This is a genomic window from Allomuricauda sp. ARW1Y1, assembly GCF_013407935.1.
Classification (GTDB): Bacteria; Bacteroidota; Bacteroidia; order Flavobacteriales; family Flavobacteriaceae; genus Flagellimonas.
In genome coordinates, this window is record NZ_JACBZU010000004.1 from 26,065 (window position 1) to 46,469 (window position 20,405).

22 protein-coding genes and 1 tRNA gene are annotated in these 20,405 nt (G+C 44.3%); 13 read left to right on the plus strand and 10 right to left on the minus strand.

The features are described from left to right. Window positions 1-69 precede the first annotated feature (69 nt). From GGE08_RS11305 to deoD, 3 genes are read left to right on the plus strand one after another with little or no spacing between them, the layout of a single operon-like run. Complete coding sequence (locus GGE08_RS11305; protein ID WP_179385004.1) at window positions 70-474, plus strand: hypothetical protein; 405 nt, start codon at window positions 70-72, stop codon at window positions 472-474. Next, complete coding sequence (gene deoC, locus GGE08_RS11310) at window positions 474-1,112, plus strand: deoxyribose-phosphate aldolase (protein ID WP_179385005.1); 639 nt, start codon at window positions 474-476, stop codon at window positions 1,110-1,112. The genes GGE08_RS11305 and deoC overlap by 1 nt, the downstream gene beginning before the upstream one ends. Window positions 1,113-1,118: 6 nt before the next feature. After that, complete coding sequence (gene deoD, locus GGE08_RS11315; RefSeq protein ID WP_179385006.1) at window positions 1,119-1,823, plus strand: purine-nucleoside phosphorylase; 705 nt, start codon at window positions 1,119-1,121, stop codon at window positions 1,821-1,823. Between the two features lie 13 nt (window positions 1,824-1,836). On the opposite strand, the gene GGE08_RS11320 is transcribed toward deoD, so the two are convergent. Further along, the gene (locus GGE08_RS11320) at window positions 1,837-3,096 is read right to left on the minus strand and encodes a mechanosensitive ion channel family protein (protein WP_179385007.1); all 1,260 of its coding nucleotides are present in this window, start codon (window positions 3,094-3,096) and stop codon (window positions 1,837-1,839) included. Between the two features lie 209 nt (window positions 3,097-3,305). Between GGE08_RS11320 and GGE08_RS11325 the strand changes: the two genes are divergently transcribed. The 5 genes from GGE08_RS11325 (at window position 3,306) to GGE08_RS11345 (ending at window position 7,213) form a co-directional block, all read left to right on the plus strand. Next, window positions 3,306-3,389: transfer RNA gene (locus GGE08_RS11325), tRNA-Leu, on the plus strand. A 169-nt stretch (window positions 3,390-3,558) separates the two neighbouring features. Continuing rightward, window positions 3,559-4,458 (plus strand): MerR family transcriptional regulator, encoded by a 900-nt coding sequence (locus GGE08_RS11330; RefSeq protein WP_179385008.1) that lies wholly within the window; start codon window positions 3,559-3,561, stop codon window positions 4,456-4,458. Window positions 4,459-4,464: 6 nt separating this feature from the next. Further along, entirely contained in the window at window positions 4,465-5,925 is a 1,461-nt protein-coding gene (locus GGE08_RS11335; protein WP_179385009.1) for a phytoene desaturase family protein, read from the plus strand. After that, window positions 5,922-6,764 carry a phytoene/squalene synthase family protein gene (locus tag GGE08_RS11340; RefSeq protein WP_179385010.1) on the plus strand — a complete coding sequence of 281 codons (843 nt, stop codon included), beginning with the start codon at window positions 5,922-5,924 and terminating at the stop codon, window positions 6,762-6,764. Before GGE08_RS11335 ends, GGE08_RS11340 begins: the two co-directional genes overlap by 4 nt. After that, a complete protein-coding gene (locus tag GGE08_RS11345; protein WP_179385011.1) occupies window positions 6,761-7,213 on the plus strand; it encodes a sterol desaturase family protein in 453 nt (150 codons plus the stop codon). Before GGE08_RS11340 ends, GGE08_RS11345 begins: the two co-directional genes overlap by 4 nt. Here GGE08_RS11345 and GGE08_RS11350 read toward each other — a convergent pair whose 3' ends face one another. From GGE08_RS11350 to GGE08_RS11375, 6 genes are all read right to left on the minus strand, one after another. Further along, window positions 7,214-7,780 carry a TlpA family protein disulfide reductase gene (locus GGE08_RS11350; protein WP_179385012.1) on the minus strand — a complete coding sequence of 189 codons (567 nt, stop codon included), beginning with the start codon at window positions 7,778-7,780 and terminating at the stop codon, window positions 7,214-7,216. It lies immediately after the preceding gene. Continuing rightward, the gene (locus GGE08_RS11355) at window positions 7,777-8,337 is read right to left on the minus strand and encodes a TlpA family protein disulfide reductase (RefSeq protein ID WP_179385013.1); all 561 of its coding nucleotides are present in this window, start codon (window positions 8,335-8,337) and stop codon (window positions 7,777-7,779) included. The genes GGE08_RS11350 and GGE08_RS11355 overlap by 4 nt, the downstream gene beginning before the upstream one ends. Window positions 8,338-8,418: 81 nt before the next feature. Then, window positions 8,419-10,686 carry an aconitate hydratase gene (locus GGE08_RS11360; RefSeq protein WP_179385014.1) on the minus strand — a complete coding sequence of 756 codons (2,268 nt, stop codon included), beginning with the start codon at window positions 10,684-10,686 and terminating at the stop codon, window positions 8,419-8,421. 103 nt (window positions 10,687-10,789) lie between these two features. Beyond that, the gene (locus tag GGE08_RS11365) at window positions 10,790-11,743 is read right to left on the minus strand and encodes a MoxR family ATPase (protein ID WP_179385015.1); all 954 of its coding nucleotides are present in this window, start codon (window positions 11,741-11,743) and stop codon (window positions 10,790-10,792) included. Window positions 11,744-11,747: 4 nt separating this feature from the next. After that, window positions 11,748-13,148 carry a peptidylprolyl isomerase gene (locus GGE08_RS11370; RefSeq protein WP_257024019.1) on the minus strand — a complete coding sequence of 467 codons (1,401 nt, stop codon included), beginning with the start codon at window positions 13,146-13,148 and terminating at the stop codon, window positions 11,748-11,750. Next, on the minus strand, window positions 13,132-14,013 hold the full coding sequence (locus GGE08_RS11375; protein ID WP_179385016.1) for a peptidyl-prolyl cis-trans isomerase: 882 nt from the start codon (window positions 14,011-14,013) through the stop codon (window positions 13,132-13,134). Before GGE08_RS11375 ends, GGE08_RS11370 begins: the two co-directional genes overlap by 17 nt. 117 nt (window positions 14,014-14,130) lie before the next feature. On the opposite strand from GGE08_RS11375, the gene GGE08_RS11380 reads away from it, so the two are divergent. Genes GGE08_RS11380 through GGE08_RS11390 form a run of 3 tightly spaced genes read left to right on the plus strand, consistent with a single transcriptional unit; the run spans window position 14,131 to window position 15,987 of the window. Further along, window positions 14,131-14,583: an SRPBCC family protein gene (locus GGE08_RS11380; protein WP_179385017.1), complete on the plus strand. Its 453-nt coding sequence runs from the start codon at window positions 14,131-14,133 to the stop codon at window positions 14,581-14,583. A gap of 5 nt (window positions 14,584-14,588) precedes the next feature. Then, entirely contained in the window at window positions 14,589-14,846 is a 258-nt protein-coding gene (locus GGE08_RS11385) for a hypothetical protein (RefSeq protein WP_179385018.1), read from the plus strand. Window positions 14,847-14,856: 10 nt separating this feature from the next. Next, complete coding sequence (locus tag GGE08_RS11390) at window positions 14,857-15,987, plus strand: serine hydrolase (RefSeq protein WP_179385019.1); 1,131 nt, start codon at window positions 14,857-14,859, stop codon at window positions 15,985-15,987. A gap of 74 nt (window positions 15,988-16,061) precedes the next feature. Here GGE08_RS11390 and GGE08_RS11395 read toward each other — a convergent pair whose 3' ends face one another. Next, window positions 16,062-16,577 carry a fasciclin domain-containing protein gene (locus GGE08_RS11395; protein WP_179385020.1) on the minus strand — a complete coding sequence of 172 codons (516 nt, stop codon included), beginning with the start codon at window positions 16,575-16,577 and terminating at the stop codon, window positions 16,062-16,064. A gap of 118 nt (window positions 16,578-16,695) precedes the next feature. Here GGE08_RS11395 and GGE08_RS11400 point away from each other — a divergent pair, with 118 nt between their 5' ends. Together GGE08_RS11400 and GGE08_RS11405 are read left to right on the plus strand one after the other, a co-directional pair. Beyond that, window positions 16,696-17,259, plus strand: coding sequence for an RNA polymerase sigma factor (locus GGE08_RS11400; RefSeq protein WP_179385021.1), 564 nt, complete (start codon window positions 16,696-16,698; stop codon window positions 17,257-17,259). After that, window positions 17,256-18,011: an anti-sigma factor domain-containing protein gene (locus GGE08_RS11405; protein ID WP_179385022.1), complete on the plus strand. Its 756-nt coding sequence runs from the start codon at window positions 17,256-17,258 to the stop codon at window positions 18,009-18,011. Before GGE08_RS11400 ends, GGE08_RS11405 begins: the two co-directional genes overlap by 4 nt. Window positions 18,012-18,114: 103 nt before the next feature. Here GGE08_RS11405 and GGE08_RS11410 read toward each other — a convergent pair whose 3' ends face one another. Both GGE08_RS11410 and GGE08_RS11415 read right to left on the minus strand, forming a co-directional pair. Continuing rightward, window positions 18,115-19,731, minus strand: coding sequence for a Gfo/Idh/MocA family protein (locus GGE08_RS11410; RefSeq protein ID WP_179385023.1), 1,617 nt, complete (start codon window positions 19,729-19,731; stop codon window positions 18,115-18,117). After that, window positions 19,728-20,207, minus strand: a complete 480-nt coding sequence (locus GGE08_RS11415) for a DoxX family protein (protein WP_179385024.1) — start codon at window positions 20,205-20,207, stop codon at window positions 19,728-19,730. The genes GGE08_RS11410 and GGE08_RS11415 overlap by 4 nt, the downstream gene beginning before the upstream one ends. Window positions 20,208-20,405 lie beyond the last annotated feature (198 nt).

Sequence of the window (20,405 nt, forward strand, 5' to 3'; positions counted from 1 at the left end):
TACGTGAGCAATGTCATAAAAATACGCTGGTTTTAGCCCTAATTTTAAACGAGTTTAAAAACAAGAATCATGTACAACTCAGAAAAAATAGGGAACGAATTCTATCAAAGTCTAGGCAAACTGTTCTATTTCGTAGCCATGGCCGACCATACCGTAAGGCCCATCGAGATTAAAAGGTTGCGAAACTATGTCCGCCAATACTGGTTGGATGTGGATGAGATTGAAGATGAGTTCCATACCGATGCCGCTTATCAAATAGAAATTGTTTTTGATTGGTTGGATGGGGAAGAAAAGGAAGGTGAAGCGTATTTTGATGAATTCAAGGAATTTTACAAAGAGCATCCCGAGAAATTTTCAGAACCCATCAAAAAATTGATTGTGGAAACCTCCGAAGCCATAGCCAAATCATTTGCTGGAAAGAATAGATCGGAGATGTTGGCTATCTTTAAGCTCAAACAACTGTTCAATCATTGATGGGCCTAGAAAAATACATTGACCACACCAATCTAAAACCTACCGCAAGCCGTCAGGATATCGTTGCGCTCTGCAAGGAAGCCATTGTAAACGACTTTTATGCTGTTTGCGTAAATGGGTGCCATGTGGCCACGGCTCACGAAACGCTTAAAGGAACTCCTGTAAAAGTGGCCGCGGTAATCGGTTTTCCACTAGGCGCCATGTCCACCAAGGCCAAAGTGTGCGAAGCCATGGATTGTATTGAGAACGGTGCGGATGAAATTGATATGGTCATTAATGTTGGATGGATAAAGTCGGAACGCTTTGATGCCGTCCGCGATGAAATCAAGGCCATCAAAAAAGCCATTGGACCCAAAATTTTAAAGGTGATCATTGAAACCTGCTACCTTACCGAAGCCGAAAAAGAGCGGGCTTGCCTACTGGCCGTTGATGCAAAAGCCGATTTTGTGAAGACCTCCACGGGCTTTGGCAACGGGGGAGCCACTTTGGCCGATGTGCAATTAATGAAGCGCGTGGTAGCGGACCAACTTAAGATCAAAGCCTCCGGTGGTATAAGAACCAAGGAAGAAGCCCTGAAATATATAGCCCTTGGCGTATCGAGAATAGGCACATCTTCTGGCCCGGAATTAATCAAATAGCACATCATGAGCATACACATCGAGGCCAAAAAAGGAGAAATAGCAGATACGGTTTTAATGCCCGGTGATCCATTGCGTGCGAAATGGATTGCCGAAACCTTTCTCGAAGACTCCTTTTGTTATAACCAGATTAGGGGAATGCTAGGCTATACGGGCACCTTTAATGGTCAACGGATTTCTGTTCAGGGCAGTGGTATGGGCATGCCTTCGGCCATGATCTATCTACATGAACTCATCAAGGACTACGGCGTAAAGAAGGTGATCAGGGTCGGTTCGGCTGGTTCCTATCAAAAAGACATTCAACTCAATGATGTTGTACTGGCCATGGCTGCATCGACCACATCGGGCATCAATAATTCGAGATTTATCAATTCGGACTACTCCCCTACCGCCAACTTTGATCTGTTCATCAAAGCGGTAAATTATGCCCAAAAACATGGGATTCCCATAAAGGCAGGCAATGTGCTCTCTTCGGATGAATTTTATGAGGACGACCCAAAGGCCTACGAGCATTGGGCAAAGTACGGTGTTCTTTGTGTGGAAATGGAAGCTGCGGGCATTTATACCATTGCTGCAAAATATAACGTAAAAGCGTTGACCATATTAACCATTTCCGATTCCTTGATTACCGGAGAACAACTGTCGGCCGAAGCCCGGGAAACTTCATTCCAGCAAATGGTGGAAATCGCTTTGGCCGCCGCAATGCCATAAATCAAACTTTGAGCTAATCGTCAGTTGTGGGGATGTATGCTGCCGACACGGGAAGTTCAAAAAGCTCCAAGGAAAAATAAGGCAATGCTGCCAGCAAATGATCAAAAATATCCGCCATTACATACTCATAATTCTCCCATCGCTTATCCGAACTAAATGCATAAATCTCTAGGGGAATCCCCTGCGGTGTGGGTTGCAATTGGCGTACCATTAGGGTCATTTTTTTATTGATGGCAGAATGACCCTCCAGATAATTGGTCACATACTTTCGGAACACCCCAAAATTGGTAAGGTTCCTACCATTGACCAATAACTCTTTATTTATCTGGTTATCCTGATTGTGCGACCTGATCTGCTCGCTCCTAGTGGTGATATATGCTTCGATCAATTGAATTTTTTTCAAACGCTCCACTTCTTCTTCCGTGAGAAAGCGGATACTTTTCTGCCGAATGATCAACGAGCGCTTGATCCTTCTTCCTCCAGATACCTGCATGCCCCTCCAGTTTTTGAAGGAATCGGAAATCAATGCATAGGTCGGGATTGTGGTGATGGTCATATCAAAGTTCCGAACTTTCACGGTCGCCAAACTAATTTCCACAACGTCCCCGTCCGCCCCATATTTTTCAAAAGTGATCCAATCCCCTATCCGGACCATGTCGTTTATGGTGACCTGTATGCTGGCTACCAATCCTAAAATGGAATCCTTAAAAATCAACAATACCACAGCGGAGGCCGCACCCAAGGCAGTGAAAAATTTCCAGACCGTGGTGTCCGTCACTATGGCGAAAATGGTCAGAATCCCAATGATCCAGGCGAAAATCATGAAAACCTGTACATAGCTATCAATCGGCTTGTCCTTAAATTGGGTAAGGGTTTTTAGATAACTGTTGACACTTTTGAAGAATTTGCGAAAAATGACGAGGGTCAAAAAGACAAACAAAATCTTGATGGTCTTAAGGGCAATCACCTCTGCATAATCAAAATCTTCAAAAGCTACTGGTACAAACCTCAACAAAATGAATAAGGGAATCACATGGGCTACATACCGTGGTACCCGGTGTGCCACTAAAAAATTATCAAAATTGTTCTTGGATTTTCGGGCCAGGCGCACGGAAACAGCCCGCAAAATCTTCCAAAGGAGGATATCCAAGAAAAATACCAGCACCAAGACCACCAATACCAGCACAAAAAGATTGATGTATGCCGCCAAACCATCGGCCATGCCCTGTTCCAGTAAGTAGTTGTAAAGCAAACGACCTAAATCCTTGTCCATAATCTTTTTGGAAAATAAAAATTTGACACAAAATTACGGGATTTTATCTACCCTACTATGCAGGTTTCACATCATTTTAAGTGAGTTTGGGGAAGTTTGGCCTTAATGTACCCGAAGAAAAGAAAAGGACTTTCCCACTTCATAAATTCCGATTTCAAGACCTTCCTTTTGCACAAAAAAATTATATTTGCACACCAAAAATCACGAAGGCCCACGTGGTGGAATTGGTAGACACGCTACCTTGAGGGGGTAGTGTTCGTAAGAACGTGCTGGTTCGACTCCAGTCGTGGGCACAAGAGAAAACCGCAAGCCATTGCGGTTTTTTTGTTCAACACTCCCTGAAAAATCCGCAATCCTTTCCCCAAAACCCTGATTTTTATACAGCGGTATCCAAATTTTATGATAAAAAACTAGGACGGCATCTATTTAATCGTAAATTTGTTTAACGTTTAAATGAAAATGATGAACAACGTAAAAACTTCCTTCAGTATTCGGGATATGGAGAACCTTTCGGGAATCAAGGCGCATACCATTCGGATTTGGGAAAAGAGATACAACTTGTTCAGCCCAGAACGAACGGACACCAACATTCGTACCTACAGTCTGGAGAGTCTGCAAAAACTGCTGAACGTCACATTGCTCTACAACAACGGTTACAAGATTTCCAAGATTGCCAAATTGGGAGAAGATAACATCCCGGTTTTGGTCAATGAAATCATCGCTGAAAAAAGCGAAAAGAGCCATGCGCTGAACTCCTTTAAGTTGGCGATGCTCAATTTTGATCAGGCGCTCTTCCTGAATACCTACAATGAGCTTACGGAAGATAAAACATTCACACAGATCTTTAACGATGTCTTTTTACCATTGTTGAACGAACTTGGGCTTTTGTGGCAGACCAATACCATCAGTCCTGCCCACGAACATTTTATTTCCAACTTGATCAAGCAAAAAATCTATATCCATACCGAGCAGCTGCAGTTCGAGGCACCCACGAAAAAGGACGAGGTGTATGTGCTCTTCCTCCCAGAAAATGAAATCCATGAGTTGGGGCTCTTATACGTAAACTACCAATTGGCCTTGAATGGTTACAAAACGGTTTATCTGGGCCAGACCATGCCTGTTGAAAGTTTGGAAGACTTGCTCAAATATTACACGAACATCAGATTTGTTTCCTATTTTACCGTATCGCCGACCAAGGATGAAATAGACACCTATTTTAAGCGCTTTGGCGAAGTCCTTAAAAAGTCCCCAGGTTCCAAACTGTGGGTACTTGGTCATCAAATCCAGGAATTTGACGACGATTCCGTTAAAGACCCCATAATCATATTCAAATCCATCAACCAACTGTTAGATTCGATTTAAAATCCAATGAAAAAAGTTATTGTAATCGGTTCCGGTTTCTCTTCCCTTTCGGCCTCTTGCTACTTGGCAAAGGCGGGATATGAGGTAGACATGTTCGAAAAGAACGACACCGTGGGAGGAAGGGCCCGTCAGCTGATAAAGGATGGGTTTACCTTTGATATTGGCCCAAGTTGGTATTGGATGCCCGATATTTTTGAAAAGTTCTTTGCCGATTTTGGCAAAAAGACCTCGGACTACTACCATTTGGACAAATTGAACCCCGCTTACAAAATATTTTTCGAGGATGATGTGATTACCATAGGTGACTGCATGGAAAGCATCTGTGAGGAGTTTGAGCGCATCGAATCCGGTAGTAGCAAGCATTTGAAACAGTTTATCGGTGAGGCTCAGGAAAATTATGACATCGCCATAAACAAAGTGGTTTTGCGTCCTGGCCTTTCCCCTTTGGAGCTCGTAACCAAGGAAACCGTGCTCAAAGTGGACCAATTTTTCAAGACCATAAGTCAACAGGTCAGAAAAAGGTTCAAAAATCCCAAATTGGTGTCCACCTTGGAATTTCCTGTGCTGTTTTTGGGAGCCAAACCCAGTAAGACGCCTTCTTTCTATAATTTTATGAATTTTGCCGATTTTGGCCTCGGTACTTGGCATCCCAAAGGCGGAATGTATGAAATCATCAAGGCCATGAAAGGTGTCGCAGAGGAACTTGGAGTAACCATACATACCAACAGTCCCGTCAGCCACATCCTAGTGTCAGAAGGAGAAGTACTGGGCATACGAAGCAAAGGAAACAATCACTTGGCCGATTATGTGGTCAGTGGGGCGGATTATCATCATTCCGAGACCCTCTTGGACAAAAAATACCGACAATATTCGGAGGACTACTGGGCCAAAAAGACCTACGCCCCTTCCTCCCTATTGTTTTACATCGGCTTTGATAAGAAATTGAACAATATCGAGCACCACAACCTGTTCTTTGACACCGATTTTGAGCAGCATGCACAAGAAATATATGACCGTCCACAATGGCCGAGCAATCCGCTGTTCTATGCCAATTTCCCCTCGGTAACGGATGCCTCCATGGCGCCGGAAGGCATGGAAACGGGCTTTTTCTTGGTGCCTATCGCTCCGGGCTTGGAAGACACCCCTCAACTACGGGATCAATATTTTGATATTGTGATGGACCGATTTGAAAATTTAACCCATCAATCTGTAAAAAATTCTGTAATTTTTCGGGAAAGTTTCTGCGTAAACGATTTTGTGGAACAGTACAATTCCTATAAAGGAAACGCTTATGGAATGGCCAACACGTTGCGCCAGACCGCTTTTTTAAGACCTAACCTCAAAAGTAGCAAGGTAAAAAACTTGTTCTTTACCGGTCAGTTGACCGTACCCGGACCAGGGGTCCCACCATCCCTGATATCCGGTAAACTGGTGGCTGATTTAATCATTAAAGATGAAAACCGATGAAAACTATTTTTGACAACGTCTCGTACGATTGCAGTAAGATCGTAACCAAGTCTTACAGCACTTCCTTTTCCTTGGCCACCAAAATGCTGGCCCCATCGATCAGGGCCGATATTTACAATATTTATGGTTTTGTGCGATTTGCGGATGAAATCGTGGATACTTTTCATGATTACGATAAAGCACAACTGTTCGATGCCTTTGAAAAGGACATGGAGCGGGCCATCGCGGATAAAATCAGCCTAAATCCAATTTTGAACGCATTTCAGCATACCTATCATAAATACGACATTCCGCATCATTTGGTGGAGTCATTTATGAAGAGTATGCGGATGGACCTGACCAAGAAAAACTACGAGACTTTTGATGAATACCGGGAGTACATCTATGGTTCCGCTGATGTAGTCGGCCTAATGTGCCTCTGTGTATTTGTGGATGGGGACAAGGAAAAATATGAAAGGTTGAAAGAGTCTGCCATGGCACTAGGGTCAGCGTTCCAAAAGGTGAATTTCCTCAGGGACCTGAAAGCGGATTATGAGGACTTGAACCGCACCTATTTTCCCGACACTGACCTTTTGGAACTCGATGAAGCGTCCAAAAGACGCATTGTCAATGAAATTAAAGCAGATTTCGCCTTGGGTTATGCAGGTATCGTTGAATTGCCGGAACAGGCTAAGTTTGGCGTTTATACTGCATACCGCTATTATAAAAAGCTGTTGCAAAAATTGCAGAGCACTCCACCTTTAGAAATAAAAAATACCAGGATACGTGTGCCCAATTATCAAAAATTCGGACTTTTGGCACAATCTTACGTTAATTATAAACTACAATTGGTACAATGAAAGTAACACTTTGGATATTGATATTTTTGGCAACTTTTTGCTTTATGGAATTTATGGCATGGTTTACCCACAAGTATGTGATGCACGGCTTCTTATGGAGCCTTCACAAGGATCATCACAGAAAGGACCATGACTCTTGGTTCGAGCGTAACGATGCCTTTTTTATCTTCTATGCCGTAGTGAGCATGTCCCTGTTTTATCTGGGCAGCGCCACTTCTTTCTGGTATGGTTGGCCGTTGGGCTTCGGCATATTGGCCTATGGAATCGCCTATTTTATGGTACATGATATTTTTATTCACCAACGCTTTAAAATGTTCCGCAATGCCAATAATTGGTATGCCCGTGGAGTTCGCAGGGCGCACAAAATCCATCACAAGCATCTAGGGAAAGAAGATGGAGAATGTTTTGGGATGTTGGTGGTTCCCTTCAAATACTTTAAGAAAAAGTAGTTATTGGGCCAACAGTTGGTCCAAAAGATTGCGGACCTTGTCCGAATTCCAGTTGGCCGCACCTGTTTTGTCCACCACCACATCGCCTTTTTTATCTATGATGTAGGTAACAGGGATGCTTCCGCTCTCCAACGCTTTTGGAGCGGCCGATACCTGAAAATAGACAGGTAAATCATAACCCTTTTTCTCCAAAAAAGTCAGCACTTTTTCTTGGTCGTCATTGGCTACAAAGGCAAATTCGACCTTGTCCTTATAGTCTGCATATAGTGTCGCAAAACCGGGAAGCTCAGCCACACAGGGTGGACACCAAGTGGCCCAAACGTTGATCACGATCACTTTGCCCTTTTTGGATTGAAGATTGGCTGGTTTGCCTTCCAAATCGACCCAGTTCCAAGTATAATCCTCCAAAACTGAACGCTTTGATTCTTCTACCGTGCTTGGACTGACAATCGCTGCCATGGCTTTGTTGGCCCACACGCGCACATGAAATCCTACTGGGGTAAAAAGAATGAGCAATATCGCTACAATCCAAATAACATTGCCGACCTGTTCCTTTGTAATTTTCATTCTGCAATCAATTCATCCAATAACTGGTACACCTTTTTCGAGCTCCAATCCGAAATGCCTTCTTCATGGATTACGATATGGCCCTCCTTATCGAGCAGATAGGATGATGGCACCTTACTGGCATCCACCGGCATCTTCTCTCCTATGATCAAATAGGTGATAGGGAAGGAAAATCCATGCTCCTCCATAAAAGCTTCAACGGGTTCTTGCTCTTCATTGGTAATGATATAAAAATCCATTTGCCCTTTGTATTTGTCGTACAATTCCTGAATACTTGCAAGCTCCGCTTCGGAAGGCAGTCGCCAAGAGGCCCAAAAATTGATGAAGACCACATTTCCCTTGGATTTTTCAAAATTGAAGAAGTTCCAATCAGCATCCTTTAATCGCCAATCGTAATCCGTAATCTGTTGACGCTCCGTTTCCTCAATGACCGCTGGGGAAAACGAGAAGAGCCTGTTCAACCAGATTTTCCCATAATATCCAATGGGAGTCACAAAAAATGACAGGACAAAGAGAATCAAAATGATATTGAGGACGGTCTTCTTACTGATTTTCATGGAATGGTTTTTCTCAAAAAATAAAAACTCCTGACATCAATAGTCGATATCAGGAGTTTCAACAGATTATTTTAGATACAATTAAGCATTTTGTTTTTTGATCAAGTTCAAGGCCGAACCTTCATTGAACCATTTGATCTGTGCATCGTTGTAAGAATGGTTTGCCATAATAGTGTCTTTGCTACCATCGGCATGCACTACCTCAATGGTGAGTGGCTTGTCCGGTGCAAACTCTGCAACATCCACAAAATTGAAGGTATCGTCTTCTTGGATCAGATCATAATCGTTCTCATTGACAAAGGTCAAGGCCAACATTCCTTGTTTCTTCAAGTTGGTCTCATGAATCCTTGCAAACGATTTCACCAAAACCACAGCTACGCCCAAATGTCTCGGTTGCATAGCCGCATGCTCACGGGAAGATCCTTCACCGTAGTTATGGTCTCCCACAACAATGGTCTTGATACCTTTCTTTTTGTACTCGCGCTGGGTATCTGGAACTCCACCGTACTCCCCTGTCAATTGGTTCTTGACAAAGTTAGTTTTTTGGTTGAAGGCATTGACTGCTCCAATTAAGGTATTGTTGGCAATATTGTCCAAATGCCCTCTAAAGCGCAACCATGGTCCCGCCATGGAAATGTGGTCCGTGGTACATTTTCCAAAGGCCTTGATCAGCAGCTTCATACCTTGAAGGTCTTTTGCAGTGATAGGCTCAAAAGGCTCCAACAATTGTAGTCTTTCAGAACCTTCGGCAACGATTACCTCAACTCCGCTTCCATCCTTAACGGGCTCTAGGTAACCATTCTCCTTCACTTCAAAACCTTTTGGAGGCAATTCCCAGCCTGTTGGCTCATCCAACATCACTTCTTCACCGTCCTCATTGATCAACTTATCGGTCAACGGGTTAAAGTCCAAACGACCTGCAATGGCAATCGCAGCGGTCATCTCTGGTGATGCCACAAATGCGTGGGTATTCGGGTTACCGTCCGCACGCTTTGCGAAGTTTCGGTTGAAGGAATGTACGATACTGTTCTTGGGTGCGTTCTTTGGATCTTCATAACGTCCCCACTGACCGATACATGGTCCGCAGGCGTTGGTGAAGATTTTGGCATCCAGCTTTTCAAAGATTTCGAGGATACCGTCCCGCTCCGTTGTATATCGTACTTGTTCCGAACCTGGGTTGATTCCAAACTCGGCCTTTGTCTTCAGCTTTTTGTCCAAAGCCTGTTGTGCAATCGATGAGGCTCGAGATAAATCTTCATAGGAAGAGTTGGTACAAGAACCTATCAATCCCCACTCCACGGCCAATGGCCATCCATTTTTCTCCGCCTTTTCCTTCATGGTCCCCACTTCTGTGGCCAAATCCGGAGTAAATGGTCCATTGAGCAATGGTTTCAATTCGGAAAGATTGATTTCGATCACTTGATCAAAATACTGCTCTGGATTGGCATATACTTCGGGGTCTGCAGTCAAGTGTTCTTTTACTCTATTGGCTTCATCGGCCACATCGGATCTATCCGTAGCTCTTAGATAGCGCTCCATGGACTCGTCATAACCAAAGGTTGACGTGGTAGCACCGATTTCAGCACCCATGTTACAAATGGTTCCTTTACCGGTACATGACATGGACGTGGCTCCAGGGCCAAAATATTCTACAATGGCACCCGTACCGCCTTTTACGGTAAGAATTTCGGCTACTTTAAGGATAACATCCTTGGGTGCGGTCCAACCTGATAGTTTTCCGGTCAACTTTACACCGATCAATTTAGGGAATTTAAGTTCCCAGGCCATTCCGGCCATTACATCCACGGCATCGGCACCACCTACTCCAATGGCCACCATCCCCAGTCCACCGGCATTTACGGTGTGTGAGTCGGTTCCTATCATCATACCGCCCGGAAAGGCATAGTTCTCCAAAACTACTTGGTGAATGATACCTGCTCCCGGCTTCCAAAAGCCGATTCCGTATTTGTTCGATACAGACTCCAGAAAATCAAAAACTTCCTTGCTGGTCTCGTTGGCATGTTTCAAATCTTGTGCGGCACCTTCTTTGGCTTGGATCAAGTGGTCACAGTGAACCGTTGTAGGAACTGCCACCTTGTCTTTTCCAGCCTGCATAAATTGCAACAGAGCCATTTGGGCCGTTGCATCTTGACATGCAATCCTATCGGGGGCAAAGTCAACGTAATCCTTGCCTCTAACAAAGGCCTTTTCCGGTTTACCGTCCCAAAGGTGGGAGTATAAGATTTTTTCTGAAAGTGTAAGGGGCTTGCCCACCAATTCACGGGCCTTTTCCACGCGTTCCCCCATGGAAGCGTAGACACCCTTTATCATGTCTATATCAAATGCCATTCTACAATTGAGTTTTTAAGATTTTCGTAATTCGGTAAATTTACTAAATCGTATAGTAATTTGGAATTAGAATCGAACTAAATCCGTCTTGACCAAATTATTTTTACAACAATTCTGTGATAATTTTTTCTTCTGTGAGACCTTCAGCTTCCGCTTTGTAGTTTTTTAAAATCCGGTGACGAAGGATTCCCAAGCTTACCGCCTTTACATCTTCAATGTCCGGAGAGAACTTCCCGTGGATAGCGGCATGGGCTTTTGCAGCCAGCACCAAATTTTGTGAAGCCCTTGGCCCAGCGCCCCAATCGATGTAGTTTTTTACAAAATCCGGTGCGTCTTCTTGCCCTGGCCTTGTTCTGTTCACCAGCCTCACGGCATAATCGATAACATTGTCTGGCACTGGTATGCGACGAATCAAATGTTGCACTTCAATGATCTCTTCAGCATCAAAAAGTGTATTGATGGTCACCTGATCATCGGTGGTGGTGGATTTGACTACCTGTATTTCCTCCGCGATGGACGGGTATTTGAGTTCGATGGCGAACATAAAACGGTCCAATTGGGCCTCTGGCAAGGGATAGGTTCCTTCTTGCTCAATGGGATTCTGTGTAGCCAGTACAAAATAGGGCTCATTGAGCTTGTACTGCTTTCCGCCAATGGTTACGGCCCTTTCCTGCATAGCTTCCAACAAGGCAGCCTGTGTTTTGGGTGGCGTCCGGTTGATTTCGTCCGCGAGGATGATATTCCCGAACACAGGACCCATAATGAATTTGAAATTGCGGTTTTGGTCGAGCACCTCACTGCCCAAAATATCACTGGGCATCAAATCGGGAGTAAATTGTATCCTTTTGAAATCCAATCCCAAGGTCTGCGCTATGGTATTGACCATCAAAGTCTTCGCCAGACCGGGAACACCTATCAGCAAGGAATGTCCTCCAGTGTATATGGACAAGAGTATTTGTTCGATGACCGCCTCCTGGCCTACAATGACCTTTGCGATTTCCTTTTTTAGCTCTTGATGCTTTTTAACCAGATTTTCTACTGCAACAACATCCGACATACAATTATTCCTTTACCCAGTTGTTCGCAAAATCACAGTCCCTATTGTCCGGATCTACGTGAATATAGGTGTCTTCGATATGTTCGTCCATCCACTCCTTAATGGCCTTGAATTGTTTCTCGCGAAGAGCCAATTCCTGTATCTTCATATAATCTTTCGCAAAATCGGCCTCATGTTCATCATAGCGGTTGGAAATCTTCATGATCTTGAACTTTGGAGGTCCCCCTCTTGGGTCATCCTCGCGAATAGGCCTTGAAATTTCCCCGTCTTTCAGGTTTCGTACCTGATTGTAAAGGGTAGGGTCCATTTTGGTCAGTTCAAAACGGGAGTCGAAGTTGATTGGGTTTCGTAGCAATCCACCATCGAACTTGGTCTCTTTTTCATCGGAAAAGTTCAATGCGGCTTCTGCGAACGTATATTTACCATCCAAAACCTGCTGACGGATGCTATCCAGTTCTTTCACCGCTTTGTCGATGGCACTTTTAGGAATATCTGGAATCATCAAGATATGTCTTAAATCCAATTCCTGACCCCTGATTTTTTCGATATAAATAATATGATAACCAAAAATGGTTTCAAAAGGCTCTGAAATTTCCCCTTCCCTAAGGCTGAAGGCAACATCCTTAAATTCCTTTACAAAAGGTGTTTCCTTGGTCATACTGTAAAATCCACCTTTTGATTTTGACCCTGGGTCTTGTGAGTACAAAATAGCCTTCACATTGAAACTAGCATCGTTCTCCAACACATCTTGACGGATTTCCTTCAGTTGGTTGATGACCTTTTGCTTTTCCTCTTCAGGGGCTTCCGGCTGTTTTACAATCTGGGCAATTTCCAATTCCGCTCCAAATACTGGGCGCTCATCTTCTGGAATTTTATAGAAGAACTGACGCACCTCCTCAGGGGTCACTTCAATTTCCTCAACGATTTTTCCCTGCATCTTTTCAGAAAGCATCCGCAGTTTGTTGATTTCAAACAGCTCTTCGCGGAAACTTTCCATATCCGATTTTTTGTAGTAGCTCAGCATCTTCTCCACACTACCGATCTGTTGGGTCAGTTGCTGGATTTGACGATCACTTTGGGCATTCACCATATCGTCGGAGACCAATAAACTGTCCTGCACCGCTTGATGCGCATACAACCGGTCCTCCATAAGTTTGCCCAATAATCCGCAGCGGGTTACGTCTTCTGTGGACGCTCCTTGGTTCTGCAAATCGATCAAGGTCTTGTCGATATCCGATTCCAGGATCACATAATCGCCAATGACGGCAGCGATACCGTCCAATTTAACCCGGTTGGTATTAGTGGTGGAATCTGTCTCGCTCAAAGCTTGGTCCACTTCCTGTGCCTGCACCATTCCAACAATCGCCACTAGTGCGATGGAAAGTGCCTTAATTTTCTTTGTCATAAACCTCAAATTCATTCTTCTTGATAGCTTCATCTATTATTTCGGTTTCTAGTTTTTTTACATAATTCAAACGTCTCCGGTTGAGTATCAATTGCCTTATGTCCGGTTCCACATAATCGAACGGGGCTGTTTCATTGACTTCCAGAACGTTGGTCACCCAGCCCAAATATACCTCTAACGAGTCTTGTAGCTCAAAAAATTGTGATTTTTTTAAGTGGGATTCCTCATTTGCCTGCGTCAATGGGGGTATTTCCTCGATTACCCGACTGGCACTTACCCAAATGGAGTCGTTAAAATGGATTTTTTTGAATTGGACCGCTATGGAATCCAAATACCGTTTATCAGCCTCGTCCCAATTCTTGATTTTTTGCTCTACCCCATCGCGGTCCAGAAATTGTTCGGACATGCCCACAAAACGCAACTGCACCAATTTCTCGTTCAGTTTGAAGTTTTCCTTCTCCCTATCGTAAAATTCTTGCAACTGGTTTTTGGTGACCGCAGTATCTTGGGATTGGAGCACCAAAGCCTCAATGTAGGCACGTGTGTAAAGGTCCGATCTGTAATCCGAGACCAAACGGTCAAATTCCCTCAGCTTTTCTTCAGGCAGATTGATCTTGGATTTATCGAGCAGTAATTGCTTCGACGCCCAATTGTTGATGTAATTGGTCACGAAAATGGTGCTATCCTCGGCCGTCATGTCATCTCGTATCAAAGACGCGACATCTTCCTTGTAAAGATAGGTATCGCCTACCCGTGCCAAGGGTTCCTTTTCCTCTTCCTTATTGAACATCCCCTCGCAGGAGGAAACCAATAGCGCCACAAAACAGCATAGTAGGAAGAACCTATTTTTTTGGAGCTTAAGCATTTCGCAAAAATAACAATTACAAAATCCCTTACAAGAAGGTTCTCATATCATTAACAGAATTTTTTGGTTGGGGATAGATGCACAGAAATTGCTACATTAGTGCAAAACCAAACCAACATGAAGTATACTACCGAAGTCGTTGTGAATGTACCAAGGGATGAATTTATCGAAAAAATGATAGACCCGGAGAACATGAAACACTGGCAAAAGGGACTATTGGAATTTGAGCAACTTTCACCCAACCCTGGACAGGAAGGCGCCCAAATGAGCCTGAGCTACAAAATGGGAAAACGCGAACTTAGCATGGTGGAGACTATCATCAAAAAACAGCTTCCAGAAGAAATGCACATGACCTACGATACCAAAGGCGTGCACAATATTCAAAAAAACTACTTTAGGGACGAAGGAGACAAAACCCGATGGATTTCCGAGACGGAGTTCCAATTCTCCAGTTTTGGAATGAAATTGATGGGACTTTTGATGCCTGGGGCATTTAAAAAGCAGTCCTTGGCATACATGGAAGATTTTAAGGCATTTGCCGAAAAAGGCGAGTCGGTACTAAATAACTAAATACAATGGATAAACTTTTGGATAGAAAAATCAAGATTATTTGGGATTTTCGTGGACCCAGTGCGGCCCATACGGCAGAACATTACCTAAAGCACCTTAAGGAGTTCGTCGAGGTCGAAGAACTGAAGTACGACCTAGGAGGGGTGGAACATTTCAGCCCAACCCATAGCATTGCCTTTTTGGTAGTGGCGGAATTTGAACTCAAAGAGGTGCGCAGCATCCTAAAACCACATAGGGGTCAGATATATACGGGTGAAATATAAGGTATTGCTTATGTGGACCAGATTCGTAATCTTAGGCACGGCTTTGTGGGTCGTGTCCTGTGCAAAAAATGACACCCCCCCACTGGAGAAAGCCCTTGCTTCCCAGAGCCCGAACATTCAAAGGGTAATGGACAATTTGGATGCCTACGAGGTCCAAATTCGCTATACCCAAATTGACCGACGAAACGATAGCGTAATATTTACGGACCATGATTTTCAAGTGGACGCGAACAGCTATTTTTATCCGGCCAGCACGGTAAAGTTCCCTGCAGCCGTGGCCGCTCTGGAAAAGTTGAACGAGATTGACTCCCTATCCATGGACACCCGCTTTTTTGTGGAAGGCGATTCGGTACAGACCACCTTTGCCAAGGCAGTTTCGGAAATCTTTGCGGTTTCGGACAATGCAGCGAACAACCGCTTGTTGGAGTTTTTGGGGCAGGACGACCTCAACCGCAGGATGGAACGAAGAGGGGTCAGTCCCATTAGGATTGCCCATAGACTTTCCACGGATAATGCGGACGATGTGACCACCAAACCTTTGGTTTTTTATTTGAACGATTCGACCACGGCCTTGAGCAGCTCCATTATTAATGCCGCCATTCAACCTCTGGAACTTAACGACATCAAAAAAGGAAAAGGATATATAGCTGGGGAAACCTATCAACAGGGTGCCTTTGATTTCAGTTTGAAGAACTACTTTCCCATCGATGCCCAATCCGCCTTGTTGAAACGAATCATCTTCCCGGAGGCGTTTCCCGAAGCCCAACAGTTCAAGCTGAATAAGAAACAACTGGAATTTCTGTTGGAGGCTATGCATACCTTGCCTTCAAAAGTGGGATACGACCCTGTGGACTATTACGACAGCTATGTCAAATTTTTCATGTTTGGGGACCTAACGGAACCCATGCCGAAGCATATCAAAATCTACAACAAAGTGGGCTATGCCTATGGCACACTAACGGACAACGCTTACATCAAAGACACCAAAAACAACATCGATTTTATGTTAACGGCCACTATTTTGGTGAATAGTGATGAAGTCTTCAATGACGATGCCTACGAATATGACGAGGTGGGCATACCCTTTTTGGCGCAATTGGGTCGGGAACTGTACCAATTAGAGTTGAAACGGAAAAGATAACTTCAGCTTACCTTATAAAATAGAAAAGCACCGCCCCCGCGGTGCTTTTCAGCATCAAAACGAACAACGCTTACTTAGTTGGGCATTACAACATCCTCAATAATATGGATCACTCCATTTGAGGCAACGACATCGGTTTTGGAGATTTTGCTCCAATTCCCTTTGGCATCTTTCAAATAGATACCGTCGTCCTTTTTCATAGCAGTCAATTTCCCACCGTTCAAGGTTGTAAGTTCTGCTTTACCGTTTCCTTTTCCAAGGGCAGCGGCCACATCAGAGGCCATTAGCTTTCCAGAAACCACGTGATAGGTTAAGATTGCGGATAGTTGTTCTTTGTTCTCGGGCTGCAATAGGGAATTCAAGGTTTCGGAATCGATTTTGGCAAATCCTGAATTGACCGGCGCAAATACGGTAAAAGGTCCATCACCTTTCAAAGCTCCCACCAAATCAGCGGCCTTGAGTGCAGTGACCAAGGTTGAAAAGTCATCTACCGATACGGCAACATCAACGATGTCCTTAGATTGTGCTGTAGTTGTTTTAGGTGCCAACAAAATTGCAAAGGCGGCTAGTGCAAAAATTAATTTTTTCATGTTTTCAGATTTAAATTTTAATGATTATTGTTTTTAAAGCGCTTTCTATTAGTATTTACACATGCTTTTACCTTCTGGATGAAGTCTGTGGTTTTTTATCATATCTTTAACATCGACAATGAGGACCACAACCAACGATACAGAGCTTATAAACCGATTGCTTTCCGGCGACGACACGGCACTCTACCAACTTTACGATAAATATTCCGGGGCACTTTTCGGGGTCATACTCCGAATGTGCAGGGATCAAAATAAGGCGGAGGACCTGTTGCAGGAGACTTTTATCAAAATTTGGAAAAGTATTGATGGTTATGATGCATCCAAGGGAAGATTTTACACCTGGGCATACCGGATTGCACGAAATACGACCCTAAATGCATTGAGAACCAAGAACAAGCTCATCCAAACGGATGATTTAAGTGTATATACTAATATCAAGGATGATGAAGAGGCACCGGATTATTCAGAATTGAAAGGTTCCATCAAATCTCTGGAGCCCCACCATCAACAGGCAATTGCACTGGTATATTACAGCGGGTACACCCATAGGGAGGCCCACGAAAAGATGGGGGTCCCGTTGGGCACCTTTAAATCCTATGTTCGACAAGCACTAAAACAATTAAGGGAGACGTACGGTACCAAGTTGGTCTATATTTGGGCCGTTTTAGAATTAATGGCATGATGGAAAAGAAAAAGATATTGGAAGAAGGACTTCTGGAGCTTTATCTTACCGGAGAGCTTTCAGAGGAACAGGCCTCCATGGTGGAAGAAGCCCTGGGCCAAGATACAGCACTACGGGAGCAGTTTGATGCCCTGGAAGCCGACTTTGAACGAATGGGCATGGAGCAGGCCATTGCACCACCCCCAGCCGTGAAGGCAAGAATCAAAGACTCAGTACAACCTAATTTGATACGCAAGACCAATTGGACGCCCCTTTCCATAGCGGCAGGTTTTGCCCTGATTTTTGGTCTGAGCAGCTTTTGGCTCTATGAAAAATGGCAAAATGCCGAAAGTAACTTGGAGACGCTGCAAACACAGACAGATAGATTACAACGTCAGGTAAATAATCTGGAATCTGAATTTCGATTGACTTCCAATCGTCTGGAAAGCATCAACAATCCCGATGTGATTCCTTTGGTACTGTACGGAAACCAAAAGGCACCTAATGGAAAGGCGGTTGTCTATGTAAACCACAAAAACCACTTAGTACTGGTCAACCCCAAAGGCCTACCCGTTTTGCCAAGTGATAAGACCTATCAAATGTGGAGCGATGTGGACGGGGAAATGATCAGTATGGGCACACTGCCCACCGATACGGAATTAGTGTCCTTAAAATATATCGAGAACGCGGAATCCCTTAACATCACTATTGAACCTGCGGGGGGAAGCGACCATCCCAATGTGGAACAATTGGTTTCCTTCGTTACCCTTTGATGTTTGGAAAGTACACTAAAATTAAAGTGGGACATTGACCAAGGAAGAATCCTTTTTGCAACGTCCCACTTTCCGGACTAAAATCCTTAAAAATCAAGAAACCTCACCCAACCATCTCTGGTTGTATGTTCCAATTTTCGTTGGCCAAGAGTACTTGGTCAAAATCAATGCCTTCGATGGGCTTTAAGGTCTGGCTAGCGGCATCCCATTCTATTTTTCTGCCCAATTTCCACGACAGACCTGCCATATGGGCCGAAATTGCTTCATCGAAGCCTTCGTTGATTCCACAACTGACCTTTCCTCCATTTTTAATAACGCTCAACCATTCGCGCATATGCAAAAAGGTAGAGTCCACACGAACACCATCAATGTAGGTCCACATAAGCCCTTTATCAGCAAAATATTGCGAAGTTGCAGAGGATACCGCATCGGTAGCGGTGCCTGCAGGATCATATTGATAAATGGGCACATCGGGTCTCATTTTTTCAGCTTCCAGCATTTCGGCATATCGGGTGGATGCGCCATCTGGCCAGACAGTCAAACGGTTGCCCAATTCCATGGTGGCATCGTGGCCCATCAAAACAGTGGGTCTGTTGAAGCCGTTGCCCAAAGTAGCACTATAGCAGAATGTCATTCCTTTTTCCTTGCCCTTGGTTTGGCTGCTGCCCGTACTGAAATCGGGGAATTCCATATTCACCTGTATGACATCGGGAACGTTTCTGCCATCATTATGGGTGTATATTCCCCCCGAAGCACTCACCGAAGCAGGTATCCCCATATTGAGCACACAGTTCAAACGGTCGTAATCGTGGGTCAACAAATCCCCAGAGAGTCCAGAGCCATAGGCCCACCATTTACGCCATCTAAAAAAGTGGTTCTTATTAAATGGCACCTTTGGTGCAGAGCCCAAAAATTGCTCCCAGTCGATAGTTTCAGGACTGGCCTTTTCATGGATATCATAGTTCCAGGCACCATTGTCATCGTTCCTGTTGGTATTGGTCTGAATCAATGAGACATGGCCCAAGGTTCCTTTTTCCACAATATCCCTGGCCGTTCCAAAGCTAAGGGTTTGTCTGTGTTGGTGTCCCACGGCAAAGACCGCATCTGAATTTGCTGCGGCTTCGCGCAATGTATAGGTTTCACCTACGGTATGTGTCATCGGTTTTTCCACATACACGTGCACATTGTTGTTCAAGGCCTCGATGGACATGGGAGCATGCCAATGATCAGGGGTAGCAATCACCACAGCATCCACTTCACCGCTACGGATCATATCGGTATAGGTGGTATATCGCTTTACTTTATGGTCCGCTGTGGAAAAGGAATTGATAAACGTTTCTGCCCTCACATCAAATATGTCGCAGATACCCACCAATTTGACATTGAGACGTTCTTGGCTTTCAAAATCCTCCAATCGTTTGTTATTGGGGTCTTCTTCGGCGGCCAATCGCATTTCCTCCTTCCATTCATCCGTTGCAAATCCCAAGGCCCTTGTCAACTGTTCGCCCCGTATACCAAACCCAATGACCCCGATACGAACAGGGTCTCCTCCTATTCCGGGTACGGCTGGGGGCAGTGACGGTTTTATATTGAGTTGCTCCAATATTTCCGAACGCTTTTTTCTGGAACCGACAGAGGTCGCAGCTCCGGCCCACCATACAGCGCCCAATATGGGAAGGCCTCCCAATCCTATTAACAGGTCTCTTCTAGTCCATTTCATTGCTCTTGGGTTTTAAGTTTATGCTTTCTGAGATAGTCCAATCCAAAATACCGCCCCGTAGGCAGTTGGTAGATTACGATACAGGCCACCATTTCAATCAAGTTTTTGTTGATGAGCCAATAGTTCCCTTCCACATTCATTTGTGTAAGACCAGGAAAGGGTGGGTGAGCCAAAAAGTAAAGGGCAAGCAGGCCAATGCCCACTATAGCGCCAATACGTTCAAAAATGCCCAAGGTAAAGGTCACTCCTACTACCATAAGGGCAATAATGTTCAAGGTATCCACCCAACCAATGGTAGCATCCCCAATCAATAGGGTAAAGAACCACTCAAATGGTCCTTGTGCAGTGGCCAGGTACCCGAATGAGGTCCACTCGGGATTGTACATTTTCACCACACCTTCAAATAAAAAGTGCCACCCTATAAAAATGCGAAGCAGGGTGACGCTTGCTTTTAGTTTATTGTGATTTTGGTTCATAATGGTTATAGTTAATTGTCATTATTCAATAATAGCTCATCCAAAATGGCATAAAGCAGGGGATTTGGGGACCATGAACATGAAAAATGGTTCAATCCCCTAAAATTAGATAAGAGTCCAATTACAAACCATGACCATTGTCAGTTTTGACGGTTTAGAAGAAACGGAAAACAAAAAAGCCATTGTGTCAACGCGCAA